The sequence below is a fragment of the Microbacterium hibisci genome, from assembly GCF_015278255.1.
Lineage (GTDB): Bacteria > Actinomycetota > Actinomycetes > Actinomycetales > Microbacteriaceae > Microbacterium > Microbacterium hibisci.
On the sequence record NZ_JADIJC010000004.1, the window covers coordinates 426,235 to 452,820 of the forward strand.

At 71.7% G+C, this 26,586-nt stretch carries 20 protein-coding genes; 12 read left to right on the forward strand and 8 right to left on the reverse strand.

The window, feature by feature from the left end; all coding sequences use genetic code 11:
• The first annotated feature begins 70 nt into the window (after positions 1-70).
• Positions 71-1,009 carry an alpha/beta fold hydrolase gene (locus tag IM770_RS10185; protein ID WP_203581012.1) on the forward strand — a complete coding sequence of 313 codons (939 nt, stop codon included), beginning with the start codon at positions 71-73 and terminating at the stop codon, positions 1,007-1,009.
• A 9-nt stretch (positions 1,010-1,018) separates the two neighbouring features.
• On the opposite strand, the gene IM770_RS10190 is transcribed toward IM770_RS10185, so the two are convergent.
• Positions 1,019-3,187 (reverse strand): intein-containing Rv2578c family radical SAM protein, encoded by a 2,169-nt coding sequence (locus tag IM770_RS10190; RefSeq protein ID WP_203581013.1) that lies wholly within the window; start codon positions 3,185-3,187, stop codon positions 1,019-1,021.
• A 249-nt stretch (positions 3,188-3,436) separates the two neighbouring features.
• Between IM770_RS10190 and IM770_RS10195 the strand changes: the two genes are divergently transcribed.
• Entirely contained in the window at positions 3,437-4,684 is a 1,248-nt protein-coding gene (locus IM770_RS10195; RefSeq protein ID WP_203581014.1) for a M15 family metallopeptidase, read from the forward strand.
• A 144-nt stretch (positions 4,685-4,828) separates the two neighbouring features.
• Positions 4,829-5,992: an acyl-CoA dehydrogenase family protein gene (locus tag IM770_RS10200; protein WP_203581015.1), complete on the forward strand. Its 1,164-nt coding sequence runs from the start codon at positions 4,829-4,831 to the stop codon at positions 5,990-5,992.
• A gap of 197 nt (positions 5,993-6,189) precedes the next feature.
• Here IM770_RS10200 and IM770_RS10205 read toward each other — a convergent pair whose 3' ends face one another.
• From IM770_RS10205 to IM770_RS10225, 5 genes are all read right to left on the reverse strand, one after another.
• On the reverse strand, positions 6,190-6,903 hold the full coding sequence (locus tag IM770_RS10205) for an ECF transporter S component (protein ID WP_307785428.1): 714 nt from the start codon (positions 6,901-6,903) through the stop codon (positions 6,190-6,192).
• Entirely contained in the window at positions 6,900-7,772 is an 873-nt protein-coding gene (locus IM770_RS10210) for a siderophore-interacting protein (RefSeq protein WP_203581016.1), read from the reverse strand. The genes IM770_RS10205 and IM770_RS10210 overlap by 4 nt, the downstream gene beginning before the upstream one ends.
• 102 nt (positions 7,773-7,874) lie before the next feature.
• The gene (locus IM770_RS10215; RefSeq protein ID WP_203581017.1) at positions 7,875-8,726 is read right to left on the reverse strand and encodes an energy-coupling factor transporter transmembrane component T; all 852 of its coding nucleotides are present in this window, start codon (positions 8,724-8,726) and stop codon (positions 7,875-7,877) included.
• The gene (locus tag IM770_RS10220; RefSeq protein ID WP_203581018.1) at positions 8,723-10,684 is read right to left on the reverse strand and encodes an ABC transporter ATP-binding protein; all 1,962 of its coding nucleotides are present in this window, start codon (positions 10,682-10,684) and stop codon (positions 8,723-8,725) included. Before IM770_RS10220 ends, IM770_RS10215 begins: the two co-directional genes overlap by 4 nt.
• Positions 10,685-10,768: 84 nt before the next feature.
• A complete protein-coding gene (locus IM770_RS10225) occupies positions 10,769-11,320 on the reverse strand; it encodes an ECF transporter S component (RefSeq protein ID WP_203581019.1) in 552 nt (183 codons plus the stop codon).
• A 141-nt stretch (positions 11,321-11,461) separates the two neighbouring features.
• Between IM770_RS10225 and IM770_RS10230 the strand changes: the two genes are divergently transcribed.
• The gene (locus tag IM770_RS10230; RefSeq protein WP_203581020.1) at positions 11,462-14,479 is read left to right on the forward strand and encodes a S8 family serine peptidase; all 3,018 of its coding nucleotides are present in this window, start codon (positions 11,462-11,464) and stop codon (positions 14,477-14,479) included.
• 118 nt (positions 14,480-14,597) lie between these two features.
• Here the strand turns inward: IM770_RS10230 and IM770_RS10235 are convergent, their stop codons facing one another.
• Positions 14,598-15,587 (reverse strand): pirin family protein, encoded by a 990-nt coding sequence (locus tag IM770_RS10235; protein WP_203581021.1) that lies wholly within the window; start codon positions 15,585-15,587, stop codon positions 14,598-14,600.
• Positions 15,588-15,600: 13 nt separating this feature from the next.
• Positions 15,601-15,921 carry a GNAT family N-acetyltransferase gene (locus tag IM770_RS10240; protein ID WP_203581022.1) on the reverse strand — a complete coding sequence of 107 codons (321 nt, stop codon included), beginning with the start codon at positions 15,919-15,921 and terminating at the stop codon, positions 15,601-15,603.
• Positions 15,922-16,125: 204 nt separating this feature from the next.
• On the opposite strand from IM770_RS10240, the gene IM770_RS10245 reads away from it, so the two are divergent.
• From IM770_RS10245 to IM770_RS10280, 8 genes are all read left to right on the forward strand, one after another.
• Positions 16,126-17,025 carry an SGNH/GDSL hydrolase family protein gene (locus tag IM770_RS10245; protein ID WP_203581023.1) on the forward strand — a complete coding sequence of 300 codons (900 nt, stop codon included), beginning with the start codon at positions 16,126-16,128 and terminating at the stop codon, positions 17,023-17,025.
• 230 nt (positions 17,026-17,255) lie between these two features.
• Complete coding sequence (locus IM770_RS10250) at positions 17,256-19,526, forward strand: carbon starvation CstA family protein (protein ID WP_203581024.1); 2,271 nt, start codon at positions 17,256-17,258, stop codon at positions 19,524-19,526.
• A 14-nt stretch (positions 19,527-19,540) separates the two neighbouring features.
• The gene (locus IM770_RS10255) at positions 19,541-19,777 is read left to right on the forward strand and encodes a YbdD/YjiX family protein (protein WP_203581025.1); all 237 of its coding nucleotides are present in this window, start codon (positions 19,541-19,543) and stop codon (positions 19,775-19,777) included.
• A gap of 39 nt (positions 19,778-19,816) precedes the next feature.
• Complete coding sequence (locus IM770_RS10260) at positions 19,817-21,025, forward strand: sensor histidine kinase (protein ID WP_203581026.1); 1,209 nt, start codon at positions 19,817-19,819, stop codon at positions 21,023-21,025.
• Positions 21,025-21,804: a LytR/AlgR family response regulator transcription factor gene (locus tag IM770_RS10265; protein ID WP_203581027.1), complete on the forward strand. Its 780-nt coding sequence runs from the start codon at positions 21,025-21,027 to the stop codon at positions 21,802-21,804. The genes IM770_RS10260 and IM770_RS10265 overlap by 1 nt, the downstream gene beginning before the upstream one ends.
• A 94-nt stretch (positions 21,805-21,898) precedes the next feature.
• Complete coding sequence (locus IM770_RS10270) at positions 21,899-22,309, forward strand: heavy metal transporter (RefSeq protein WP_239065984.1); 411 nt, start codon at positions 21,899-21,901, stop codon at positions 22,307-22,309.
• Positions 22,309-23,775, forward strand: coding sequence for a sodium/solute symporter (locus IM770_RS10275; RefSeq protein WP_239065985.1), 1,467 nt, complete (start codon positions 22,309-22,311; stop codon positions 23,773-23,775). The genes IM770_RS10270 and IM770_RS10275 overlap by 1 nt, the downstream gene beginning before the upstream one ends.
• Positions 23,772-26,408: a DEAD/DEAH box helicase gene (locus IM770_RS10280; protein ID WP_443673273.1), complete on the forward strand. Its 2,637-nt coding sequence runs from the start codon at positions 23,772-23,774 to the stop codon at positions 26,406-26,408. The genes IM770_RS10275 and IM770_RS10280 overlap by 4 nt, the downstream gene beginning before the upstream one ends.
• Positions 26,409-26,586 lie beyond the last annotated feature (178 nt).

Consider the following 26,586-nt stretch of genomic DNA (forward strand, 5'->3'; position numbering starts at 1 on the left):
GCCGTCAGTTTACCGTACGATCGTTCGTATTCATAAGCACGACCGTTCGTATTCTTCCGATCGGAGCATCATGGATCTCGCAGTGAACGCCGCCGGCTCGTACGTCCGCGCTGTCAGCGCGCTGTCTCCACGCTGGGGCGCCGCCGTCGCGATGCCGCTGTTCGGCCACGTCTCTCGGGCCCGACCGGTGCATCGCGATGACGAGCAGACGATGTCGCGGGCCCGGCGCGGCACGCTGCGCATCGCCGGGGTCGACCGCAGCGGTGTCGAGGTCGAGACCTACGAGTGGGGAGCCGGCGCTCGCACCGTCGTCCTCGCCCACGGCTGGAACGGTCGCGCGAGCCAGTTCACGGTGCTCGTGCGCGATCTCGTGGCCGAGGGCTACCGCGTCGTCGCGTTCGACGCTCCGGCGCACGGCGCGTCGGGCGGTCGTCGGACGTACCTCGTGGACTGGCTCGACGTGTTCGCGCTGCTCCAGGAGCGGCACGGCGCCTTCGACGCGGTCGTCGGCCACTCCTTCGGCGGCCTCGCCGCGCTCGTCGGCGTCGCCGGGGGAACGGATGCCGCACGAGTCGTGACGATCGCGGCACCGGCGGACGCCGATCTGCTGCTGGATCAGTTCCAGGCGATGCTCCGCTACCCCGACGCCGTCTCGCAGCGGATGCGCGAGCGCTTCGCGAGCCGCTACTTCGCGGGTCAGCCCGACCCGTTCGCGTGGCTGTCGAGCGTGCGGCGACCGCTGGCCGCGGGGACCCCCCTGCTGGTGGCGCACGACGAAGGCGACCGCGTGGTGCCGTTCGCCGAGGCCGGGCGCATCGTGGCGGCTCACCCCGGCGCGGAACTGCTGGCGACCAGCCGGCTCGGGCACAGCCGCATCCTCTCGGCCGACGTCGTGCTCGACGCGGTGCTGCAGCACCTCGAGGCCCCGGTCGCCCAGGGCGGGTTGCTCACCCAGGCGACACCGCTCCCGACGGCGGACGAGCGGAGCGAGGTGTCGGTCGCGGCGTAGGTCCGCGGTTCAGAAGAGCCGGGCGGATGCCTCGGACCCGGGTGCCGCCGGCCGCGCCGCCGCCGCCCGGAGCGAGGTCGCCGCTCGCCCGCGCGAGGTCGTGATGATCGGCGGCGCGCTGCGGGCGTCGGCCCGGTCGGCCAAGCCCGCGACGGGCGTGCCTCGCGGATGCTCCTCCTCGGCGCGTCCGTCGAGGCCGTGGACGCGCAGCAGCGGCCGGACCCTCCGGGCGAGCCAGGCCCGGTAGGCCTTGGGTGCGTTGGCCGTCGCGCCCGGGTACAGCCCGCGGTACGACGAGACGAGTTCCGGATGCCGCTCCGCGAGCCACTCCAGGAACCACTGCTTCGCTCCCGGCCGTAGGTGCAGTGCGCCGTACACGACCCGGACGGCGCCGGCCTCTTTGATGCGGGTGAGGGCGTGGTCGATCGCGGCGATCGAATCGGTCAGGTGGGGGATGATCGGCATGAGGAACACCGTCACGCGGAAGCCGGCCTCGGTCGCGGCGCGCACGGTCTCGAGGCGCGCGGTCGCGTTGGGGGTGCCGGGCTCGATGAGGTGCTGCAGCTCGTCGTCGAACACCGCGATCGACATCGCGAGCGTCACGTGCACGTTCTTCGCGGCATCCGTCAGCAGCGGCAGATCCCGCCGCAGCAGCGTGCCCTTGGTGAGGATCGAGAACGGCGTCCCCGACTCGGTGAGCGCCGAGACGATGCCCGGCATCAGCTTGTAGCGGCCTTCGGCCCGCTGGTACGGGTCGGTGTTCGTGCCGAGCATGACCGGCTCGCGATGCCAGCTGCCGCGGCGCAGCTCCTTCTCGAGCACTTCGGCGACGTTGATCTTGACCACGACCTGGGTGTCGAAGTCGCGCCCGGCATCGAGTTCGAGGTACTCGTGCGTGCCCCGCGCGAAGCAGTTGTGACTGATCACGCCGTTGGCGATGAAATCACCCGTGGAGGTTGTGATGTCGACCATGTCGATGGTCTCTCCGAGATCCTCGATCGACACGATCCTCAGCGGTGCATCGGACTTCACGGCGTCACCGATGAGGCTCAGTTTGCGTGTGATCGCGGGATTCGTCAGTTCGAAGAACCGCCGCCGCGCCGCGAGTCCGCCCAGCAGGCGGATGTTGCTGACCCCGTTGCTGCGAGGTGCCTCCTGCACGAATGCGAAGCCGTGACTGCGGAGCGCCGAGCCGATGCGGGACAGTATCGCTGCATCGGAGTTGGCGATTCGCATGATGCCACGACTGCAACTGCCCTCGGCATCGAAGATCCCTGCCAGGAATCCGCGTGACCACTCGGTCGACGGCGCTTCGGGCCACGTGATGATGTCGGTGATCGCTTCGTAGTCGGCTCGCTTGGAGGTGAAGATGCCGTTCACTGCACGTCGCGTCGACGTGCCGGTGGTGAACGGTCGCAATGTGGTCGCCACCCCCGCTTCGTCCAGGAATCCGCGCGAGCGCGACAGTGCCTCGGAATCCGCCAGCGCCAACCGGAATCGGTGCGCCGTGTAGGAGCCGCTCCCGTCGGAGCGGCTGTAGCGCCGCTTCAACATCATCGCGTCGCCGCGGATCATGCCGCACAGGTAGCCCTGACGGTAGTCCGCCGTTTCACGCGCGCCCCGAGCCGGACCGCCGATCCCGAAACCCAGAAGCTTGTTGTTCGTCGTGAGGTACGGCCTCTGGGGCGACCCCGCCGGCGCCGGCTGCACGAACTTCCAGCCGCGCTCCGTCAAGAACCGGTGATCGCCGCTCGCCACGAGCTCGGTGCCGTCCGCCAGGGTCACCCGGTACGCACGCTTGCGCGTCCCCCACTGAGCGGAGACCTTCGACGGGACGTAGCGGCGATACGCGCCCTCTCGGCGGGTGCCGACGACCACATCGCCGGGGCGCACGTCCGCGATGCGCTTGCTGCGCCCGTCGGCCATCAGCACCTGCGTATCGGGATGCAGGCAGTACACGCACGCATGACTGCAGCCCCGATACGGGTTCACGGTCCAGTCGAAGGGCATGGCCGAGGCGCTCGGCACATGGTTCAGGGCCGACTTGGCGAGAACCTCGTGGAACGTCACGCCGGCGAACTCGGGAGTGGTCACCGAGCGCACGAGACCGTTCAGCTGCTCGAGGCCGGGCAGGGCCGCGGCATCCGCCACTCCGAGTTCCTGACCCTGCCACCGCATGGAACAATGAGAACAAAGATTCGAATGCACGTCAAGGCGTCGGGCTGGAGTGATCGAACATCGACGAGTCGACCGCGCTCCGCCTGGCCGAATGCGACCGACTCAGGTAAGAATGGCACCGTGACGGAGCCAGGCGGGCTCGTTACCCCCCGAGCCGCCCCCGAGACTCGTCGCGCCGCCCGGGCGATGCGCGAAGAGGCCGAGCGGCGTGCCCGCACGGGGGATTCCCGGGACGTCGAACCGGCTTCCATGCCCCGCCCCGAGACCCTCGCGCCCATCGCCGACGTCGTCGTGTTCGAGCTCCCGAGCGATGACTTCGTGCCGACCTCTGCCGCGGCCGCCGCACCCTCCGCGCTGCCGGTCGAGCTGCGCGTCACGCCGACGCCACCCACCGGGGAGGGTCGTCGGCAGGCGGCCGCGGCCGCGGCCGCGGCGGCGCCGCAGGCGCGCGTGCGTGGCCGGGATCGTGCGCGCAGGACATCCCGCCCTGCGTGGAGCGAGCGCCGCGCGGCGCGCGCCGCCGAGCTGCTCCACGTCGACGAAGACGCGCAGCCGGTGCGGCACGCGCGGCCTCGCCTGCTGACGCGCCGGATCGCGGTCGTCGCCGGCCTCACCGCGGGGGCGGCGCTGCTCATGGGATCGGCGGCGATGACAGCGATGATGCTGCCTCCGGCGACGGACGCCGGCCCCGACGCGGCCGTGACGATGACCGCCGTGCAGCCGCAGAAGGTGGAGCAGCTTCCCGTGCCGGAGGTCTCGCAGACGCCGCCGGCCGCCGACCTGTGCGCGCTCCCCGACGTGGTCGCCGCCCTGCAGACGGGGAACGACGAGGGGGCGATCGTCGCCGCGGGCGGCGGCGAGGCCTTCCGCGCCGCGGTCGTCGACGGCAGGGCTTCGTGCGTCGACCTCGGCGACTCGTCGCGCATCTGGACCGTCGTCGACAAGATCCGCGCGGCGAATCCCATCGACTACCGCCCGAGCGGGCTCGTGCTGCCCGACGGCGTGCGCAACATCGAGGGCGGGGCACTGCGTGCGGACGCGGCATCCGCCCTCGCCTCGCTCGTGACCGCCGCCCGTGACGCCGGCGTGGGCGAGATCGCCCTCGAGAGCGGCTTCCGGTCGTACGAGACCCAGCAGGCGACGTACGGGCGCCACTTCGCCGAGCGCGGCGAAGGCGCCGACCAGGTGAGCGCGCGCCCCGGGTACAGCGAGCATCAGCTCGGCCTCGGGGCCGACGTCGTCGCGTGTGCGGGTGCGTGCGGCACCCTCGACCAGCTGGCCGCCACCGCGCAGGGGCAGTGGGTCGCCGACCACGCATGGGAGCACGGCTGGATCGTGCGGTACCTCGACGGCAAGACGCCGGTGACCGGCTACACCGCCGAGCCGTGGCATCTGCGCTTCATCGGTCCCGAGCTCGCGCGGGCGTATCACGACGGCGGCTGGACCTCGCTCGAGGAGTTCTTCGCGCTCGACCCCGCCCCCGACTACGCGGGCTGAGCCGCGGCGCCGACACCTCGGCGGATGACGGATGCCGAGGCTCGTGGCCTCCGTTCACCTGAAACTGAGTACCATACGAGGTGAGATGCAATTCCACCGGGGATGCAGCTCCACAGACACTCGAGGACGAGAGGAAGGCGCACCATGGAGCGCGAGATCTACGACGAGGACCACGAGGCGTTCCGCGACGTCGTCAAGGAGTTCGTCAAGCGCTACGCGTCGGACGAGAAGCGCAAGCAGTGGGACGCGGCCGGCGAGATCGACCGCGCGACGATGCTCGCGGCGGGCGAGGCCGGCATCATCGGCCTGTCGGTGCCCGAGGAGTTCGGCGGCGCGGGCATGCTGCAGGACTACCGCTTCCGTTCGATCGTGCTGGAAGAGACGATCGGCGCGGGCCTCGGCTCGCTCGCCGGCGCGCTCGGCATCCAGGACGACCTCGCCGTGCCCTACATCGTGCACATGGGCACGCAGGAGCAGAAGGAGAAGTGGCTGCCGGGCATGGCGACCGGCGAGATCCTCGGCGCGCTCGCGATGACCGAGCCGGGCGCCGGGTCGGACCTCCGCGGCATCAAGACCACAGCGAAGCGGGTCGAGGGCGGCTATGTCGTCAACGGCGCCAAGACGTTCATCTCGTCGGGCAAGACCGCCGACATGGTCGTGACGTTCGTGAAGACCGGCGAGGGCAACCGCCCCGACGCCTTCAGCCTGCTGATCCTCGAGGACGGCATGGAGGGCTTCGACCACGGCAAGAAGCTCGAGAAGATGGGCTTCCACGGCTGGGACACCGCCGAGCTCTCGTTCACCGACGTCTTCGTGCCCGAGGAGAACCTCATCGGCGGCAAGGAGGGCCTCGGCTTCATCCAGCTCATGATGAACCTGCCGCTCGAGCGCCTGTCGATCGGCGTCGCGGCCGCGGCCGCGGGCGAGGCCGCGTTCGCGTGGACGCGCGACTACGTGCTCAGCCGCGAGGCGTTCGGCGAGCGCATCGCCGACTTCCAGAACACCCGCTTCAAGCTCGCCGACATGGCGACGACCGTCGATGTGATGTGGGCCTACGTGGACCGCGCGATGCTGCTCTACAAGGACCAGAAGCTCACCGCCGAAGAGGCCGCGAAGGTGAAGTTCTGGACGACCGACCGCGAGGCCGAGCTGCTCGACGTCGGCGTGCAGCTGCACGGGGGCTACGGCTACATCACCGAGTACCCGATCGCGCGCGCCTACCTCGACGCCCGCGTGCACCGCATCTACGGCGGCACGAACGAGATCATGCGCGACCTGGTGTCGCGCCAGATCGTGGGCAAGCGCTGACGCCTTCTGGCTGACGGATGCCGCGACCCGGCGCCTTCTCGGAGGCCCCGGGTCGCGGCATCCGTCGTCCGGGCGCGACGCGTCGCAACTGCTGCACTTTCCTGCAACTGCTGCGTCGCGCGACGCAGCAGTTGCCGAGAACAGCAGCAGTTGCGCCGCGCCCGGCCGCGGCTGACCGCACTGCGACGGACGACAGGTCAGTGCTGGCCGGCAGGGCCGGCGCCGCGGCCGAGACCGCGGGAGGCCAGGCCGCGTCGACGCGCGAGCTTCGCGACGCCGGCCTTGCGGAGCCGGTCGGCGACGAGGATGCCCAGCGCGACGCCGGCCACGCAGCTCGCGATGGTGAGCGCGAAGAAGGTGATGAGCGCCCAGGGCGCCATGGCCCAGAGGTTGAACGACTCCGCCGCCAGCACGGGGTAGACCGCCCCGACGAACAGGGCGCCCGCGTAGTACTGCCAGGTGCTCCAGAAGCGGTAGAAGCCGAGAAGGAACGCGAGCTCGGCGAAGAACGCCCACCACACCGCGGCCCCGAGGAACGGGAACACGACCAGGCCCGAGATCACGCCGACGAGGATGCCGGCGAACGGTCGCTCGAGCAGGCGCAGCGCGACCGTCGCCGGCAGCAGCCAGAGCCCGGCGATCGCGACCGAGACGAACGGCACGGTCGCGAACAGCACGGTCGAGACCCATCCGGCACCCCACAGCATGACGCCGCCGGCGACGCCGATCGCGGCGCAGGTCAGCAGGTACGCGGTCGTGACGCGACCGCGGCCGGCCCGGTGCCGCGGCGCGGCGGCGGGGTCGGTGCGCGGCACGGCGGGGTCGGTGCGCGGCACCGCGGCGTCGGTGCGCGGCGCGGGGGCTGCCTCGGCGGCGGGCGGGTTCGCCGGCGCCTCGCCCGGGCCGCTCACGAGTGCGCCTCGGCGGTCGCACGCTGCGACTTGGGGGCGGGCGACGCGGCACCGACGCGCCAGTACCCGCAGAAGCTCACCAGGTCCTTCGAGACGCCGCGCTCGCCGACGAGGTGCCGGCGGCCTTCCGTCGCGAGGGCCTGCTCGCCGACCACGTACGCGTGGAACGGCGCCGCGGGCAGCGCCGCCTCGCGGAGCGCCTCGAGCGCGAGGGCGCCGGGCTTGGTGCCGTGGTCGCGGACGATCCAGCGCACCGTCACCCCGGCGGGGTGCGGGAAGTCGAGCGCGTCGTCGGCGGCCGGGACCTCGACGATCGCCAGGCCGGTCGCATCGGCCGGCAGCGCCGCGCAGATGCCCGCGACGGCCGGCACGCCGGTCTCGTCGGCGACGAGCACCACGCGGTCCGTCCCGCGCTCGGGGTTGAACGTGAGCCCCTCGTCGATCACGACGACGCTTTCGCCGGGCTGGCACGACTCGGCCCAGCGCGAGGCCGGTCCCGCCGTGCCGTCTGCCGCGGAGCCGTGGATGACGAAGTCGACGTCGATCTCGGCATCCGTCGACGCCGTCGCCGGGCGGAACGCGCGCACCGTGTAGTTGCGCATGACCGGTCGCACGCCGTCAGGGATGCGCAGGTACTTCAGGTAGCCGAACATCTTGTTCGCCCTCGCGGGCAGGCGCTCGAGGCCCTCGTCGCCGCCGAGCGGCAGGAACAGGCGGAACCACTGGTCGTAGCCCATCGCGCGGAAGCGGTCGATCTCACCGCCGCCCAGCGTCACGCGCAGCCAGTGCGACGACAGCCGCTCGGTGCGCAGCACCGTGAGATGCACGAGACCCTGGGTCTCGGGCTTGACCAGTCGGGGGTGAGCCATGTCAGTGCTCCTTGTTCGGCGAGGTGAGGAGGACGGGCGAGGTGAGGAGGTCGGGCGAGGTGAGGAGGTCGGGCGAGATCGGGCGAAGCGGTGCGGCAAGGGTCACGACAGACCCCATGGGAACAGCGCGGCGAACAGCGCGGCCGAGACCGCCCAGAACGCCACGACGAACACGGTGTCGCGCACCCGCCACGGCACGAGGTAGCGCTCGGTGCGATCCGGGTAGGCGCCGAAGGCGCGGGCATCCATCGCGAGCGCGACGCGCTCGGCGTGCCGGATGGCACCGGCCATGAGCGGCACGACGTAGCCGAACCACCGTGCGATGGCGGCGAACGGGCCGCGTCCGCCGTGGGCGCCGCGCACGCGGTGCGCCTGGCGGATCACGTCGAGCTCGTGTCCGAAGCGCGGCACGAAGCGGAACGCAGCGAGGGCGGTGTACCCGATGCGGTACGGCACCCGCAGCTGCTGCACGGCCGCGCGCACGAGGTCGGGACCCGTGGTCGACAGCCCGGCGATCAGCGTGAGCGCGACGATCGCACACAGACGCAGCCCCGTCGCGAACCCGACCTCGAGCGCACCGCCGTACATCGTCCAATTGCCGACCTGCCACACCACGACGGACTGGTCGACGCGCGACGCGTCGGTCCACAGCGCGAAGCCGAAGCCGATCACGAGGGCGCTGAGCGGCAGCGCGAGAAACAGGATGGCGGCGAGGCGGCGCGTGAAGTCCACGCCGACCAAGAGCACCGCGTACGCGAGCAGGAGGAACGCGGCGGGGGTCGCGGCATCCCGCACGAACACCAGCAGCACCATCGCCGGCAGCGGCGCGGCGAGCTTCGCCAGCGGATTGATCCCGTAGAGGAAGCGGACAGCGGATGCCTCGACCCGCCGCGCGTATGGATCGAACGACGAATGCGCGGCCGTGGCGACGGTCAGCGGGCCGGTGTCGGTCACGCGACGCCTCCCGACGCGTGCGTGGCACGGGTCGCCTGTGTCCCGTACTCCGGAGTTTCCGCGACCCCGGGCCCGGATCGGGCCGTTTCGCTGGAATCCGCGTCGGTTCTCCGGAGTTGCGAACGGGAAGCGGGCGCGACGGGGAGGTCGGCGAGGCGGGCGACGCCGGCGAGTGCGGGATGCCGGCGGAGTCCCTGCAGCGCGCGGCGTAGGGGCGGCGGTCGCAGGCCCGCACGGGCGATCAGCTCGTCGTCGGCGAAGACATCGGCCGTCGAGCCCTCGGCGAGCACGCTGCCGTCCGCCATCACCACGGTGCGATCGGCGTAATCGGTGACGAGCTGCATGTCGTGGGTGACGACGACGATCGTGGTGCCGTCGGCGTTGAGCTCCGACAGCAGCGAGAGCAGCTCGTCGGCGCGGGCACGGTCCTGCCCGAAGGTGGGCTCGTCGAGCACGAGCACCGGTGCCCCCGCCACGAGCGCCGTGCCCACCGACAACCTGCGCTTCTGCCCGCCCGAGAGCAGGAAGGGGTGGCTGGCGGCCTTGCCGGAGAGACCGAACCGCTCCAGCAGGGCCTCGGTGCGGGACCGGACCTCGTCGTCGGACAGGTGCCGCCGGCGCAGTCCGTGCGCGATCTCGTCGAACACGGTGTGGGCGATGAACTGGTGCTCGGGGTTCTGGAACACGAAGCCGATGCGCGAGCTCAGGGTGCGGGCGTCGGCGCGGCCGACGTCGAGTCCGTCGACGTGGACGGTGCCCTTGGGCGGCGACACGACGCCCGCGAGCGCCTGGATGAGGCTCGTCTTGCCCGCGCCGTTGGCGCCGACGACGGCGACGAACGCACCGCGTGCGACGTCGAGGTCGACGTGGTGGAGCACCTCGGTGCGGCCTCGGCGGAGCGTGAGGTCGCGCACGGTGATGAGGGGGTGGGGGTGTGCGCCGGGGTCGTTGAGCGGAGGGCGCCCCGGCGCCCGCAGACGAAACGCGCCGGGGTCCGGGTGTGCGCCGGGTTCGGGGCGTTTCGTCTCGCTCGTTCCTCGCTCGCTCAACGACCGGGGGCCTTCCTCGCTCGACGACCGGAGGGGCGCCGGCGCGTCCGCGGCGTCGAGGCCGTCCCGGAGCTCGCCGGGCGTGAGCGGCAGCGGGTCGAGCGCGAAGCCCGCGCGGCGGAGCCGCAGCGCCGCGATGGTCGACACCGGCAGCCAGACCCCCATCTCGTGCAGTTCCTCGGCGCGCCCGCGCAGCACCTCGTCGACCGTGCCGTCGGCGGCGAGCCGGCCGTCGTGGTCGAGTACGACCACCCGGTCGACGAACCCGACCGCCGCGTCGAGGTTGTGCTCGACGAGCACGATCGCGCGGTCGCCGGCCGTGACCAGTTCGGCGAGGGCCGCGTAGACCTCCTCGATGCCGGCGGGGTCGAGGTTCGCCGTGGGCTCGTCCAGCACCAGCAGGGGCGAGCCCATCGCCAGGGCGCAGGCGATCGCGAGGCGCTGGCGCCCTCCTCCCGAGAGCCGGTCGGGGTTCTCCCGGCGCCGCTCCCACAGACCCACCCGTCGCAGCGCCTCCTCGGCGCGGGCGAGCACCTCGGCCACCGGCATCCGCAGGTTCTCTGGTCCGAAGGCCACCTCGTCGAGGAGCGTGCCGGTCACGAGCTGCGCGTCAGGGTCTTGGAACACCATGCCGACGCGTGTGCTCAGCTCGGCGACCGGAGTGGTCTGGGTGTCGAGCCCGTCGACCTCGACGGATCCGGTGACGGTCGCCGGCACGGCCTGCGGCAGCAGCCCGTTGAGCGCGAGGGTCAGCGTGGACTTGCCCGAGCCGCTCGGCCCGAGCAGCAGCACGACCTCGCCGGGGGCGACGTCGAACGAGACGGACGCCGGTGCCGGCACGCTCTCGCCGTCGTGGGTGACGCCGAGCTCGCGCACCCGCAGCAGCGGCACGGCAGAGGACACGGGCATCCGATCGTCGAGGGAAACTTAGCCTTCCCTAACTTACCGGCCCGTCACCCCGCCACGGAACCGCCGTGGGAGTGGACGGATGCCTCAGTTGCGGCTGCGACGGGCGACCCCGGCGCGGCGCAGCGCGCTGCCGATGGCGAGGCCCACCGCCGTCCATGCGAGGGGGCCGAGGATGAAGAGCGCGACGTAGACGATCTGGCCCCACAGGGGGAAGCGCGTGACGTCGGCGGCGAACCAGATGGCGACCGCGATCACGGCGCCGACGATCACCGCGGAGAGGAAGAACCGCCACGGCTCCCAGCGCTTGTAGCGCGACAAGGCGGCGATGAGCTCCTGCAGGCCGCCGATGAGGAGAGCGGTGCCGATGTAGCGGCCGATCCACAGCGGCACGACCGCGCTCGCGACGAGCGCGGCGATCAGGTGGGTGATGAGCGCGACCCAGGGGCGGCGCAGCAGCTCCTGAGCCACGACCCCCGGCAGCACGTGCACGCCGAGCACGAGTCCGTAGAGGATCGGCGCGCCGGCCGAGACGAAGCCGCTGATCGCGCCGGCGCCGGCCTGGAGCACACCCGTCGCGACGCCGATCGCGGCGCAGGTGAGCAGAACGCTCGTTGAAATCCGGGTGCGGGCAGCCACCTGCCCAGGTTACCGAGTCGACAGCTCGCGTTTCTCATACATCTCTCATTTACTGGGATTCCACTGGGAGTTAGGTTTGAGGTCGCTGCGCCCCGACGAAGTGGCGCGGCGACTCCCCCATAACAAAACTGGAGGCCACTGATGGGTCGAACCTCCGTCAGAGCAGCCGCGGTCGTCACACTCGCCGCACTGTTCACGGGCACTGCCACCGCCAGCTTCGGCGCCGCGCCCGAGGAGGTGAAGACTCCCATCCCGATCGACGCGCCCTCGGGCCGCTACATCGTGATGCTCAAGGACGCGCCGTTGGCGACCTACGAGGGCGGCCAGAGCGGCATCCAGCGCACCAAGCCCGACAAGGGCAAGCAGCTCGACGCGCACTCCGCCAACTCGCAGAAGTACGTCGCGCACCTCAAGAACGAGCAGCAGGCCGTGGCCGCCGACGCCGGCGTCACCCCGGCGGTGACCTACCAGGTCACGCTCAACGGCTTCAGCGCCGACCTCGACAGCGCTCAGGTCGCGAAGCTGCAGAGCGACAAGAACGTCCTGGGCGTCTACCCCGACGAGGTCCGCCACCCCACCGCTGCCGTTCCGTCGACCGAGTTCCTCGGTCTCGGCTCGGGCGACGCCGGAACGGGCGGCGTCTGGGACGCCGTCGGCGGCGTGGCCGAGGCGGGCAAGGGCGTCGTCGTGGGTGTGGTCGACACCGGCATCGCCCCCGAGAACCCCCTGTTCGCGGGCGACAAGATCAAGGGCAAGCGCGGCGAGGCGCCCTACAACAAGGGCGACCACATCGTCTTCCAGAAGTCCGACGGCACTGAGTTCCGCGCTCGCCGCGTGGCCGCCGAGGACCAGGGCTGGACGAAGGACCTCTACAACACCAAGCTCATCGGCGCGCAGTACTTCGCCGACGGCGCGGCGGCGGCCGGGTTCGACTTCAGCTACGACTTCCTCTCGCCCCGCGACGGCGACGGGCACGGCTCGCACACCGCGAGCACCGCGGCAGGCAACTTCGGCGTTCCGGCGTCGGTCGAGGGCATCGGCTTCGGCGAGGTGTCGGGCGTGGCGCCCGCGGCGAAGATCGCCTCGTACAAGGCGTGCTACGTGGGTCCCGACGACCTGGTCACCACCGACGACATCTGCGCCCTGAGCGACCTGCTCGCGGCGATCGACAAGTCGGTCGAGGACGGCGTCGACGTCATCAACTACTCGATCGGCGGCGGCTCGGCCAAGACCGTGCTGCAGCCCGAGGACGTGTCGTTCTTCAACGCGGCTGCCGCCGGCGTGTTCGTCGCGGTGAGCGCGGGCAACGACGGTCCCGGCGCCACCACGGCCGACCACGCTTCGCCGTGGTACACGACGGTCGCGGCATCCACCATCCCGACCTACGAGGGCACCGTCCAGCTGCCGAACGGCTTCCAGGCCGCCGGCGCTTCCGTGACGGTTCCGTTCGGCCAGACCATGACCGGCCCGGTCGTGTACTCGGCTGATGTGGCGAAGGCCGGCGCCGCCCCCAACGAGGCGGCGCTGTGCTTCCTCGGCACGCTCGACCCGGCCAAGGTCGCCGGCAAGATCGTGGTCTGCGACCGCGGCACGAACGCGCGCGTCGAGAAGTCGCAGGAGGTCGAGGCCGCAGGCGGCACGGGCATGATCCTCGTGAACGTCACGCCGGGCTCGCTCGACAACGACTTCCACTCGGTCCCGACCGTGCACATCGACGCGCAGTACCGTGCGGCGCTGCTCGACTACGTGCGCAAGACGGCCGGTGCCACCGCGACCCTCGTGGGCGACAACGTCACCGGCAAGGAGACCCCGACCCCGCAGGTCGCCGGCTTCTCGAGCCGGGGACCGATGCTCGCCGACGGTGCGGACGTCATCAAGCCCGACGTCTCGGCCCCCGGTGTCGCGATCCTCGCGGCCACGCACAACGGTCCGACCGAGGCGCCGACGTTCGGCTTCAAGTCGGGCACGTCGATGTCGTCGCCCCAGGTCGCCGGGCTCGGCGCGCTGTACCTGGGCGAGCGCCCGCTCGCTACGCCGGCCGAGATCAAGTCCGCGCTCATGACGACCGCGTACAACACGGTCAACGCCGATGGCAGCGAGAGCACCGACCCGTTCGCGCAGGGCGCGGGCCACGTCGACCCGACGAAGTACTTCGACCCGGGCCTGCTCTACCTCAACGGTGCAGAGGACTGGGCGTCGTACCTCGAGGGCGCACTCGGTGAGGACGTCTTCGACGGCGTCGAGCCGAGCGACCCGAGCGACCTCAACCTCGCTTCGATCGGCGTCGGCACGTTCCCCGGCCCGCAGACGGTGACCCGCACGGTCACCGCGACGCAGGCCGGCACCTTCACGGCGTCGGCATCGGTCCCCGGCATGAACGTCACCGTCGAGCCCAGCACGCTGACCTTCGGCGCCGCAGGCGAGTCGAAGTCGTTCACGGTCTCGTTCACCAAGGCGGACGCGGCGGTCGAGAAGTGGACCACCGGCTTCCTCACGTGGAAGTCGGGCGACACCGAGGTGCGCTCGCCGATCGCGGTGTTCCCGGTCACGGCCGCGGCTCCCGCGGACGTCGAGGGCAGTGGCGCCGAGGGCAGCATCGACGTGGAGATCACGCCGGGCCTCACGGGCGACCTGCCGCTGAACGTGGCCGGCCTCGCGAGCAACGACGTGCTGATCGACGGCACCGAGACCACGGGCGCCGAGGACGACGGCTACACGTACGAGCTGGTCGAGGTCACCGCCGGCACTGAGCTGGCGCGCTTCGCGCTCGACTCGGCCGACGACTCCGGCTCCGACCTCGACCTCACGGTCTACCGTGTGGTGAGCCCGACCGATCTGCGCTACTACGAGAACTGGCAGTCTGCGTCGTCGTCGGCTGACGAGTCGGTGCAGCTCATCGCGCCGACTCCGGGCTACTACCTGATCGAGGCGCACGTGTACTCGTACACGCAGCCGTTCACGTGGGAGGCCACCTCGGCGCTCGTCACGCCGGGCGGCGTCGGCTCGCTCACCGCGACCCCGAACCCGCTGCCGGTGACCGAGGCCACGCCCACGGAGTATCAGCTGTCGTGGTCGGGTCTCGAGGCGGGCAGCTACCTGGGCGTCGTCCGCTACGGCGACTCGCAGGTGCGCACGGTCGTCTCGGTGGACGTTCCGTAACGGCTCCTCAGTGAAAGGGCGTCCGGGCTTCGGCCCGGGCGCCCTTTCCGTTGTCGGAGGAGACGGATGCCGCGACACTCGGCGCGACGTCGGGTGCCGCGCCTCGCCACCCGGCCTGTTACAGCCGGCGGCGCCGGCGGGTGAGGCGCACGCCGGGCAGCGGCGGGGCGGGGATGCGCTCGTCGCCGTGGTCGACCACGCGGCCGAAGCGCTCGGCGCCGGCCTCCCAGGCCTCGCGGGCCTCGACGATCTCTTCGTGGCTGCGGCCGACGAAGTTCCACCACATCACCACGTCGTCCTCGAATGGCTCGCCGCCGAGCAGGAACAGCGTGGCTCCGGCAGAGCTCGAGATGACCACGTCGTCGCGGTGCGTCCCGAGGTAGAGCAGGTGGGCCGCGTCGAGGACGACGGGCCCCGCACCGCCCTCCGCCGCGATCTCGGCCTGGCCGTAGACGGCGACCAGCGCGTGCTCCCAACCGGACTCGAGCGGCACGCGCACTGTCGACTCTGCCGGGATCCGCAGCTCGGCGCCGACGATCGGCGTGTAGACGGTCGCGGGCGACGCCACTCCCGCCAGCTCGCCGAGGACGACCGTCGCCGCGCCACGGCCGCCGGAGAGGGCGGGAAGCTCCAGCTCGGGCAGCACCGCGTGCTGCTCGAACGCGGGACCGCCGTGCCGTCGGGATTCGGGCAGCGCCACCCAGAGCTGCAGGGCGTCCAGCGGCGCGGCATCCGTCCCCGTCGAATACTCGGAGTGGGAGATGCCTGCGCCGCTCGTCATGAGGTTGAGGGCGCCGCGACGCACCACCACGTCGCTGCCCACCGAGTCGCGGTGGCGCACGTCGCCGAGGTACGGCCAGGTGACGGTCTGGAGGCCGATGTGGGGGTGCGGCTCGACACGCATGCGCGTCTCCTGCGGCCCGAACCGGTCGAGGAAGCACCACGCGCCCACGAGCGGCAGGTCGCGCTGCGGCAGTGCGCGGTGCACCGACATCGCCCGCACGCCGCCGAGGGGAACCTCGCGCGCCTCGAGCAGCAGGGTGCGCGGGCCGGCGCACTCGACCGACGTCTCGGTGGCGACGGCGTCGTCGGCGTCCAGCCGGGTCATGAGCGAGAACCCGTCACTCGGGGTGCGGCTGATCGGGCCACGCGATCGTGAGACCGGGCACCTCGTGCTCGCGGAGGTACTTCGCCACGACCGGGCAGTGCGGCACGACCGTCTCGCCCCGGCGTGCGGCATCCGCCATCGCCTCGGCGACGACGGCCTGCGCGAGCCCACGCCCGCGGAACGCGGGGTCCACCTCGGTGTGGGGAAAGTGCAGGCGCCCCTGCGCGTCGGCGCGGAACACGGTGAATCCGGCGAGCACGTCGTCGACGTGCACGTCGTAGCGGCGGTCTTCGTCGTTGCGCGTCACGATGGGCTGCGCGTCGGTCTGGGTCACGGGAGTCCTTCCGTCGTCGGTTCCAACGTAGGCTCCGCGCGGCCGATTCCGCCAGCGCGCACGCACACCCCTGGCGGGACGGATGCCGCGGGTCTATCGTCGGCATCGTCCGCGGCGTCCGCGCTCAGCGAGAAGCGCTCACGCTCCGCGCGGGCCGATCCACGGGGAGGGTCGCTCGAACCGCTGGGGATTCGAAGAGGAATCATGAAACGACGCATTCTCGCCGCCATCGCGGCACTCGCTCTGGGGCTCACCGCCGTTCTCGGCACGTCGTCTGCCGCGGTCGCCTCGCACACGCCCGGCGCCCTGTACGTCGCGCTTGGCGACTCGGAGGCCGCCGGCTCCGGCAACATGCCCTACGTCGACGCCGTCGTCGACATCGACGGCAACGGCGTGCCCGATTGCCAGCAGTCCAAGAAGTCCTACCCGACGGTGCTCAGCGCCGCGCTGGGAGTGCCGGTCGTCTCGGCGGCGTGCCCGGGAGCGACGACGGCCGACGTCAGGGAGCAGGCCGCTTACCTGCACGGGCTGGGAATCCTGGGCTCGGCGACGCAACTCGTGACGATCACCGCAGGGGTGAACGACATCCAGTGGCAGATGGTGCTGGAGCTGTGCAGCGGAGGCGCGACGCAGGCCTGTGAGGACGCGAAGGACGCCGCGATCGCACGCATCCCGGCCATCGGCGAAGCCATCGCCCAGTTGATCTTCCTGATTCGGGGGTTTGCGCCGAACGCCTACATCGTGGTCACGGGGTACCCGCTGCTCTTCGGGCAGGTCGCCGACAGCTGCACGATCGGAGCCACCCGCGGCGGTCCGGTCAGGCTGCCGGCCGACTTCGTCCTCGAGGTGAACGCCGGTGTGGCCGGGATCAACTCCGCGATCCTCGGCGGTGTCATGGGGTACATGGGGGCGACCGGCGACCTCGGCGTCGACTACGTGCCCGTCGCCGACGCGTTCATGACCCACGGCCTGTGCGACACCGCCGACCGCTGGATCTACGGCGCCTCCGCCGGCGAGCCCAACAAGGACCGTGCCTTCCACGCCAACGCGGCAGGCCAGCAGGCCTGGGCGATGGCGATCCTCGGGCAGCTCCCGCCGCGCTGAGCCCCGCTGTCGTCGGAGAGGACGGATGCCGCGGCCCACGGCATCCGTCCTCTCCGTGCGCTCCACGGCTCCTCGCGGTGCCGGCCGCGCACCGCTCGGCCCGCCGTTCGTCGCACGCGCGCCGCCGCTCGTCGCATGGACGATCCATCCGCCGCCGGAGGGGGGAGTGGCGGAGTCGCGGGTTCCTAGCCTTGCGGGACGCAATGTCGCGCCCGCAAGGAGAAACCCCGATGTCCTCATCCTCCCGCGCCTCCCGAAGCGGAGACGCCGTCCAGGACCGCATGCCACCCGTCGCCGTGTCCGACCAGGAGCTCGAACGCGAGTCCCGCTGGACCCTTCCGAAGATCGCACTGTGGGCGGTGATCGCCCTGCTGGGCGGTGTCGCCTGGACCATGATCGCGATCGTGCGCGGTGAGACCGTCAACGCGATCTGGTTCGTGTTCGCCGCCGTCTGCACCTACTTCATCGGCTACCGCTTCTACTCGAAGGTGATCGAGCGGTACATCACGCGCCCCGACGACCGCCGCGCCACCCCGGCCGAGGTCAAGTACGACGGCAAGGACTACGTGCCGACCGACCGCCGCGTGCTCTACGGCCACCACTTCGCCGCGATCGCCGGCGCCGGTCCGCTCGTCGGCCCGGTGCTCGCCGCCCAGATGGGCTACCTGCCCGGCACGATCTGGATCATCGTCGGGGTGGTGCTCGCCGGCGCGGTGCAGGACTACACGGTGCTCTTCTTCTCGATGCGTCGCGGCGGCCGCACGATCGGCCAGATGGCGCGGGACGAGCTCGGCAAGATCGGCGGCACGGCCGCGATCATCGCGTCGCTGCTCATCATGCTGATCATCATCGCGATCCTCGCGCTCGTGGTCGTGAACGCCCTCGGCGAGAGCCCGTGGGGCGTCTTCTCGGTGGCGATGACGATCCCGATCGCCCTCTTCATGGGCGTGTACCTGCGCTACCTGCGTCCCGGCCGGGTCACCGAGGTCTCGATCATCGGCTTCGTGCTCCTCATCCTCGCGATCATCGGCGGTGGCGCCGTCGCCGCCACCGACTGGGGTCAGGCGATGTTCCACCTCGACCGCACCACGATCGCGTGGGGCATCATCGTCTACGGCTTCATCGCGGCCATCCTGCCGGTGTGGCTGCTGCTGGCGCCGCGCGACTACCTCTCGACGTTCATGAAGATCGGCGTGATCGTCATGCTCGCGGCCGCGATCGTGCTGGTGCGTCCCGAGATCACCGTCCCGGCCTTCACCGAGTTCGCCGAGACGGGCCTCGGGCCGGTGTTCGCGGGGCCGCTCTTCCCGTTCCTGTTCGTGACGATCGCGTGCGGCGCTCTGTCGGGCTTCCACGCCCTCATCTCGTCGGGCACGACGCCGAAGCTCATCGAGAAGGAGCGCCAGACGCGCTTCATCGGATACGGCGGCATGCTCATGGAGTCGTTCGTCGCGATCATGGCGCTGGTCGCCGCGCTGTCGATCGACCAGGGCATCTACTACGCCATGAACTCCTCGGCCGCCGCGACGGGCGGCACGGTCGAGGGAGCGGTCGCGTTCGTGAACTCGCTCGGCCTCACGGGCGTGCAGATCACGCCCGAGATGCTGACGTCGACCGCTGCGGCGGTGGGGGAGCAGACCATCGTCTCGCGCACCGGCGGCGCCCCGACCCTCGCCCTGGGGCTCGCGAACATCATGCAGCAGGCGCTCGGCGGACCCGCGCTCATGGCGTTCTGGTACCACTTCGCCATCATGTTCGAGGCGCTGTTCATCCTCACCGCCGTCGACGCCGGCACGCGCGTCGCCCGTTTCATGCTGCAGGACTCGATCGGCGCATGGATCCCGAAGTTCCGCGACGTGTCGTGGCGCCCGGGCGTGTGGATCTGCACCGCGATCATGGTCGCCGGCTGGGGCTGGATCCTCATCCTCGGCGTCACCGACCCGCTCGGCGGCATCAACACGTTCTTCCCGCTGTTCGGCATCGCCAACCAGCTGCTGGCGGCGATCGCCCTCGCGGTGGTGTTCGCGATCGTGGCGAAGCGCGGTCCGAGCTACGTGAAGTGGCTCTGGATCATCGGGCTGCCGCTCGCCTTCGCCTCCGTGGTGACGATCACGGCCTCGATGTACAAGATCTTCTCGCCCGTGCCGGCGATCGGATACTGGGCCAACCACTTCAAGTACCTCGCCGCACAGCAGTCGGGCGACGACAGTCTCGGCTCGCCCGAGGTGGTGTCGGCGGTCATCCGCAACACCGCGGTGCAGGGCACGCTCTCGATCATCTTCGTCACCCTCGCGATCGTCGTGATCGCGATCGCCCTGGGCGTGGCCATCAAGGCCATCGTGCGAGGCGGAGGCGAGAACCACGAGGACGAGGCGGTGCCGTCGCGCCGCTTCGCGCCGGCGAGCCTCATCGCCACGAAGGCCGAGCGCGAGATCGAGAAGCAGTGGGTGGAGTACGAGGCCGAGAACCCCGACGCCCGCCGCGTGGCGGCGAACCACTGATCGAGGTCACGAGCATGGATCGGACGGATGCCGCGGCCGCCGGCCCGCACGCGACGCTCTGGAGCGTCGTGTGCCGGGTGGGCCGCGGCATCCGCTGGTACGTCACCGAGCTGATGGGCGACGGCGCGTACCGCGTGTACCTGGAGCACCACGGCCTGCACCACCCCGGGGAGCAGCCGCTCAGCGAGCGCGCCTTCTGGCGTGAGCGCATGGATGCGCAGGACCGCGACCCGGGCGCGCGGTGCTGCTGACGCGGCTGCTCCATGCCTGACGGAGCTTAGGCTCGGATCATGCCCGATGCCGTGTGGATCGCGGCGGCCGTCGGGGTCGTCGTGGGAGCGGCGCTCGTGGTGGCCCTCGTCTTCGCGCGACGGCTGGCGACGGGCGCGCGCGATCTGGGCAGCGATGCGGAGCGCGCCACGTATCGCACGCTCCACGTCGCCGGGCTCGCGGCCGCCGAACTGCGCAGTGCGGGCGACCTGCCGTCGACCCAGCGCGCGGCGCGGCATCTGCGCGGGCTGCTCGGTGCGAGCGCGGTCGCGATCGTAGGCCCCGACGACGTCGTGGCCGTCGACGGGGCGATCGGGTCGATCGGCGCCCGGCCGCCGGTCGCGCCCGGCTTCGAGAACGCGGCGCGGCGCGTGGCCGAGCGCGTGCGTGCGACCAACCGGCGGCAGGTGTTCCCGCGGCGCGAGCCCGGAGCGCCGGAGGCCGTCGGCGCCCCGATCGTCGTGCACGGCGCGGTGTGGGGCGTGCTGGTCGCCTTCGCCGATTCCGTGCGCGCCCCGCTCGTGCGTGCGACCGGCGAGGTCGCCCAGTGGTGCTCGGCGCAGCTCGCGCTCGAAGAGCTCGACGCGTCGCGCGCCGCACTCGCCGAGGCCGAGCTCCGCGCCCTGCGCGCGCAGATCAGCCCCCACTTCATCTACAACGCCCTGACGGCGATCGCGTCGTTCATCTCGACCGACCCGCCCCGCGCCCGCGAGCTCGTGCTCGAGTTCGCGGACTTCACGCGCTACTCGTTCCGTCGGCAGGGCGAGTTCACGACGCTCGCCGAAGAGCTGCGCAGCATCCACTCCTATCTCGAGCTCGAGCGGGCGCGGTTCGGCGACCGGCTCACCGTGCGGCTGCGGATCGCGCCCGAGACCCTCGCGACCGTGATCCCCTTCCTGTCAGTGCAGCCGCTGGTCGAGAATGCCGTGCGCCACGGTCTCGAGCCGGGAGAGGGCGGCGGGGTCATCTCCATTGCGTCGAACGACGAGGGCACGCACACGGTGATCACCGTCGAGGACGACGGGGTCGGCATGGATCCCGACGTGCTCCGCGCGCTGCTGTCGGGGACCGAGCCGACCACCCACGTGGGCCTGCGCAACGTCGACACCCGCTTGCGCCAGCTCTACGGGGCGCGCGGCGGTCTCGTCGTGGAGACGAATCGGGGCGCGGGTACCATGGTGCGGATGCGGGTCCCGAAGTCGCAGCCCCTGCACGAGACGGACGCCTGATGCCGTTCGACGTCCTCGTCGCCGACGACGAGCCTCCCGCGCTCGCCGAGCTCGTGGCCTTCCTCGGCGCCGATCCGCGCATCGGCCGCGTGATCCCCGCCGCCAACGGCGCCGAGGCTCTCCGGATCCTCTCCGCCGAGACGGTGGACGCCGCGTTCCTCGACATCCACATGCCCGGCCTCAGCGGCTTCGACCTCGCGCGCGCCCTCGACCGCTTCGTCGTCCGCCCGGTCGTGGTCTTCGTCACCGCCGACGAGGCCGGCGCCCTCGAGGCGTTCGAGGTGCACGCGGCCGACTACGTGCTCAAGCCCGTGCGCCTCGAGCGCCTCCGCCGCGCCATCGACCGCGTCGCAGCCGTCCGCGGCGCGGTGCCGGAGGGAACGGCGACGGATGCCGCGACCGCTGCGGCTGCGGCATCCGCTCTCCTCCCCGCCGACGACGAGACGATCCCGGTCCCCGTCGGCGGCACCGTGCGACGGGTGCGCCGCAGCGACGTGCGATGGGTGCAGGCGCAGGGCGACTACTCGCGTCTGTGGACGGCGGACGGACGGAGCCACCTCGTGCGCGCGCCCATCTCGGAGCTCGAGGAACGGTGGCTGCGCGCCGGGTTCGTGCGGGTGCACCGGTCGTATCTCGTGCACCGCGATGCCGTCACCGAGGTGCGGCTGTCGGGGTCGACACCCGCGGTCGTGCTGCGCGAGATCGAGCTTCCGGTGAGCCGGCGCCTGGTGCCGGCGGTGCGGGAGCAGCTGGCGCGGCCGGAGCGGGGCTCGCGGTGACGGCCGTGGGCGCGCGGCCGGTCCGGCGGGAGCGGGGCTCGCGGTGACCGCCGACGGGCGACCGCGCGAGCCGGGACGCCCCGCACGGGTGCGGGTGACGGCCGATGTCCCGGCGCCCGCGGCGGCGCCGACCTACGGCATCGCACTGCCGGGCGCGCCCGTCCGGGAGGCCGGCGCGGTGTACGTCGGAGGTCTCGTGCGCTCGCAGCTGCGTCTCGCCTTCGGCTGCCTGCTCGGGTTCCTGCTGGTCGCGGGCGCCTTCACCGCGGCCATCTTCGTGGTCGCGCACGCGGGCGACCCGGTGGTCTTCGGGGTGCCGCTCTCGTGGCTGCTGCAGGCGTACGGCTACTACCCGCTGATCCTCGTGTTCGCGGTGCTGTACGCGCGTGCGGCGTCGCGGAACGAGCGACGGTACCGCAGTCTGGCGGAGGCCGATGCCGCGGCCGAGGTGGTGCGGGTGGCCAGGCCCACGGACCCGGCCGCCGGCGCAGGCGGGGCGATGTGATGCCGCTGCTCGATCTCCTCGCGGTGGGCGCGCTGCTGCTGGTCACCGTCGTGCTCGGCGTCGTCGGCCTGCGGATCAGCCGCACGACGAGCGACTTCTTCGTCGCCTCGCGCAGCGTCCGGCCGGTGTGGAACGCGTCCGCGATCAGCGGCGAGTACCTGTCGGCGGGGACGTTCCTCGGACTCGCGGGCCTCGTGCTGCTGTCGGGCGCCGAGGGCTTCTGGTTCCCGATCGGGTACGCCGCCGGCTACCTGCTGCTCCTGCTCTTCGTGGCCGCGCCGTTGCGGCGCAGCGGCGCGTACACGATCCCCGACTTCATCCAGGCGCGGCTCGAGTCGCAGGGCGCCCGCCGCGTGACGAGTCTGCTCGTGCTCGTGATCGGCTGGCTCTACATCGTGCCGCAGCTGCACGGTGCGTCGCTGGCGCTCGGCGTCGTGGCCGACGTGCCGCCGTGGACGGGAGCGGTCCTGGTCGCGGTGGTCGTGGCAGGCATCGTGGCGGCGGGTGGCATGCGCGCCATCACCGCCGTGCAGGCGATGCAGTACTGGCTCAAGCTCACCGCGCTGGCGCTGCCGGCGGTGCTGATCCTCATGGCGCTGTCCGGCGGCGAGACGACCTTCGATCCCGGTGTCGTGTTCCCGGCGGAGCGCGGACCGTCGGGCGCAGACGCCTACGAGACGGTCTCGCTGATGATCGCGCTCCTGCTCGGCACCATCGGGCTGCCCCACGTCCTGGTGCGGTTCTACACGAGCCCCGACGGCGGCTCTGCGCGCCGCACGACGGTGCTCGTCATCGCCATGGTCGGCGTCTTCTACGCCGCGTCGGGCACCATGGGGCTCATCGCGCGGGTGGTCGCGCCCGACCTCGCCGTGCCGGGCGTCGCCGACACCGTCGTGCTGGCGCTCCCCTCCCGTGTCTTCCCGGGCCTCGCCGGCGACCTCCTCACCGCGCTCATCGTGGCGGGGGCCTTCGCGGCGTTCCTCGCGACGTCGTCGGGCCTGGTGGTTTCGCTCGCCGGCGTCGTGAGCCAGGACGTCTTCGACGGCTCGGTCCGCTCGTTCCGCGTCTCGGCGGTGCTGTGCACGCTGGTTCCGCTCGCGTTCGCGCTGCTCACCGAGCCCGAGGGCCTGGTCTCCAGCGTCGGCACCGTGTTCGTGGTGGCCGCGTCGAGTCTCACGCCCGTCATCCTCCTCGGGGTGTGGTGGCCCGGGCTCACGGCACGGGGCGCGGTGGCCGGCATGGTGACCGGTGCGCTGTCGTGCGGTGCGGCGCTGGTGGCGACGCCGCTCGCCCGCGGCGGAGCGGCCGAGGCTGTGCTCGCGCAGCCCGCGGCGTGGACGATCCCGCTCGCGACCGCCGTCGTCGTGGTCGTGTCGCTTGTCGACCGCCACCGGGTGCCGGCGCGCGCCGAGCGGTACCTCACGCGCCTGCATGTGCCCGAACGTCGGGCAGACTCGATCGGGTGACGACGCTTCTCGAGACGATCGCGGCTGCGGGCGCGGCATCCGGCATCCCCGCGGCCGTTCCCGATGCCGACGCGCTGTACGACGCGTTCGTCGAGTGGGCGGGCGACCAGGGCTTCGCGCTCTACCCCGCGCAGGACGAGGCGGTCATCGAGATCGTCTCGGGCTCGCACGTGATCCTGTCGACGCCGACCGGCACGGGCAAGTCGCTCGTCGCGGTCGCGGCCCACGCCGCGGCGGTCGCCCGCGGCGGGCGCACGTACTACACCGCGCCCATCAAGGCGCTCGTGAGCGAGAAGTTCTTCGCGCTCGTCGACATCTTCGGCGCCGCGAACGTCGGCATGGTGACGGGCGACTCGTCGGTGAACCCGGACGCCCCGATCGTCTGCTGCACCGCCGAGATCCTCGCGAACCTCGCACTGCGACAGGGCGCCGACGCCGCCGTCGACCAGGTCGTGATGGACGAGTTCCACTACTACGGCGACCCCGAGCGGGGCGGGGCCTGGCAGGTGCCGCTGCTGCTCCTGCCGCGCGCGCAGTTCGTGCTGATGTCGGCCACGCTCGGCGACGTCACCGACATCGCCGAAGACCTGGAGCGCCGGACCGGGCGCGCGGTCTCGCGCATCACCGGCGTCGAGCGCCCGGTGCCGCTGCACTTCTCGTACGCGCGCACGCCCGTGCACGAGACGGTCGAGGAGCTGCTGCAGACCGGCGAGGCGCCCGTCTACATCGTGCACTTCTCGCAGGCCGCCGCCATGGAGCGGGCCCAGGCGCTGTCGAGCATCAGGATCGTGAGTCGCGAGCAGCGCGACGCCATCGCCGAGGCGATCGGCGGCTTCCGCTTCACCACCGCCTTCGGCCGCACCCTCTCGCGCTATGTGCGCGCGGGCATCGGCGTGCATCACGCCGGCATGCTGCCGCGCTACCGGCGCCTGGTCGAGACGCTCGCCCAGCGCGGGCTGCTGCGCGTGATCTGCGGCACCGACACCCTCGGGGTCGGCATCAACGTGCCCATTCGCACGGTGCTCATCACGGCCCTGTCGAAGTTCGACGGCACGAAGATGCGCCAGCTCACGGCGCGCGAGTTCCACCAGATCTCCGGTCGCGCGGGCCGCGCCGGCTTCGACACGTCGGGCACCGTCGTCGTCATGGCTCCCGAGTGGGAGATCGAGAACGAGGCGGCGCTGCGCAAGGCAGGCGACGACCCCGCCAAGCGCAAGAAGATCGTGCGCAAGAAGGCGCCGACGGGGGTCGTCAACTGGGGTCTCGGATCGTTCGAGCGCCTCGTCGAGGCCGAGCCCGAGCCCCTCGTGCCGCAGCTCACCCTCACCGCCGCCATGCTCATCAACGTGATCGCCCGCGGCGGCGACGTGTTCTCGAACGTGCGGTCGCTGGTCTTCGACAACCACGAGCCGCGTGCCCGCCGCTACGAGCTCGCGCGCCGGGCGATCGCGATCTTCCGCACGCTCGTCACCGCCGGCGTCGTCGAGGTGGACCGCAGCCCTTCGGTCGTTGAGCGAGCGAGGAACGAGCGAGACGAAACGGCCGCGGCCGCCGGCATCCCGAATCAGATCCGTCTCACGGTCGATCTGCAGCCGAACTTCGCCCTCAACCAGCCGCTCTCGCCGTTCGCGCTCGCGGCGATCGAGCTGCTCGACCCGGAGGACGCTTCGACAGGCTCAGCGACCGGGGGAGGAAACGCGACCGGGAACGGGGTCGGCACGGGGCACTACGCGCTCGACGTCGTGAGCGTCATCGAGGCGACGCTCGACGACCCGCGGCCGATCCTGTCGCAGCAGGAGTTCAAGGCGCGCGGCGAGGCCGTCGCGGCGATGAAGGCCGACGGGATCGAGTACGACGAGCGCATGGCGCTGCTCGAGGAGGTCACCTACCCGAAGCCGCTCGAAGAGCTGCTGAGCCAGGCGTACGAGGTGTTCGCGTCGAGCCAGCCGTGGGTGCGCGACTTCGAGCTGTCGCCCAAGTCGGTGGTGCGCGACATGTTCGAGCGCGCGCTGTCGTTCTCGGAGCTGATCTCGCTGTACCAGCTCGCCCGCAGCGAGGGGCTCGTGCTGCGCTACCTCTCGGACGCGTACCGCGCGATCGCCCAGACGGTGCCGGCCGAGGCGCAGACCGACGACCTGCACGATCTCGTCGCGTGGCTCGGCGAGGTGGTGCGGCAGGTCGACTCGAGCCTCGTCGACGAGTGGGAGGCCCTCGTCAACCCCGCTGAGGACCCCTCCGCTCCGGTCGTGCCGCCGGCGCCGCCGTCGGTGCTGACGAACCGCCGCGCGTTCGGCGTGCTGGTGCGCAACGAGCTGTTCCGCCGCGTGCAGCTCGCCGCGCTGCAGCGCGACGACGAGCTCGTCGAGCTCGATCCCGACGTGGACTGGCCGGCCGCCCTCGACGCGTACTTCGACGACCACGACGAGATCCTCACCGGTGGCGCGGCGCGCTCGCCGCGACTGGTGACGGTGGACGAGACGGATGCCGCGTCCTCGGGGCTCTGGCGCGTCGAGCAGACGATCGACGACCCGGCCGGCGACCACGACTGGCGGATCCGCGGCGTCATCGACCTCGCCGCGTCGGAAGAGGCCGGCACCGCCGTGCTGCGGGTCACCGAGGTCGTGCGGCTGTAGCCCGGAAGCGTCCCGTTGTGCGCAGTGCACAACGAAACTGAGTCTCAATACGTCTGAAACTGGGTTCCTCCCACCACGAAGGCGTGCACCGCGGGCGGTGTCCATACACTGCACTCGCGACAGCAGGCCGGACCCCGCCGACGAGGACGGGATCCCACACCCTGCCGCTGTGTCGCCG

Bases quoted from the DNA above. Each gene is read 5' to 3' on its own strand.
- IM770_RS10185 (WP_203581012.1), top strand. From the start codon at position 71: ATGGATCTCGCAGTGAACGCCGCCGGCTCGTACGTCCGCGCTGTCAGC.
- IM770_RS10190 (WP_203581013.1), bottom strand. From the start codon at position 3,187: ATGCGGTGGCAGGGTCAGGAACTCGGAGTGGCGGATGCCGCGGCCCTG.
- IM770_RS10195 (WP_203581014.1), top strand. From the start codon at position 3,437: ATGCCCCGCCCCGAGACCCTCGCGCCCATCGCCGACGTCGTCGTGTTC.
- IM770_RS10200 (WP_203581015.1), top strand. From the start codon at position 4,829: ATGGAGCGCGAGATCTACGACGAGGACCACGAGGCGTTCCGCGACGTC.
- IM770_RS10210 (WP_203581016.1), bottom strand. From the start codon at position 7,772: ATGGCTCACCCCCGACTGGTCAAGCCCGAGACCCAGGGTCTCGTGCAT.
- IM770_RS10220 (WP_203581018.1), bottom strand. From the start codon at position 10,684: ATGCCCGTGTCCTCTGCCGTGCCGCTGCTGCGGGTGCGCGAGCTCGGC.
- IM770_RS10230 (WP_203581020.1), top strand. From the start codon at position 11,462: ATGGGTCGAACCTCCGTCAGAGCAGCCGCGGTCGTCACACTCGCCGCA.
- IM770_RS10235 (WP_203581021.1), bottom strand. From the start codon at position 15,587: ATGACCCGGCTGGACGCCGACGACGCCGTCGCCACCGAGACGTCGGTC.
- IM770_RS10245 (WP_203581023.1), top strand. From the start codon at position 16,126: ATGAAACGACGCATTCTCGCCGCCATCGCGGCACTCGCTCTGGGGCTC.
- IM770_RS10250 (WP_203581024.1), top strand. From the start codon at position 17,256: ATGTCCTCATCCTCCCGCGCCTCCCGAAGCGGAGACGCCGTCCAGGAC.
- IM770_RS10255 (WP_203581025.1), top strand. From the start codon at position 19,541: ATGGATCGGACGGATGCCGCGGCCGCCGGCCCGCACGCGACGCTCTGG.
- IM770_RS10260 (WP_203581026.1), top strand. From the start codon at position 19,817: ATGCCCGATGCCGTGTGGATCGCGGCGGCCGTCGGGGTCGTCGTGGGA.
- IM770_RS10265 (WP_203581027.1), top strand. From the start codon at position 21,025: ATGCCGTTCGACGTCCTCGTCGCCGACGACGAGCCTCCCGCGCTCGCC.
- IM770_RS10275 (WP_239065985.1), top strand. From the start codon at position 22,309: ATGCCGCTGCTCGATCTCCTCGCGGTGGGCGCGCTGCTGCTGGTCACC.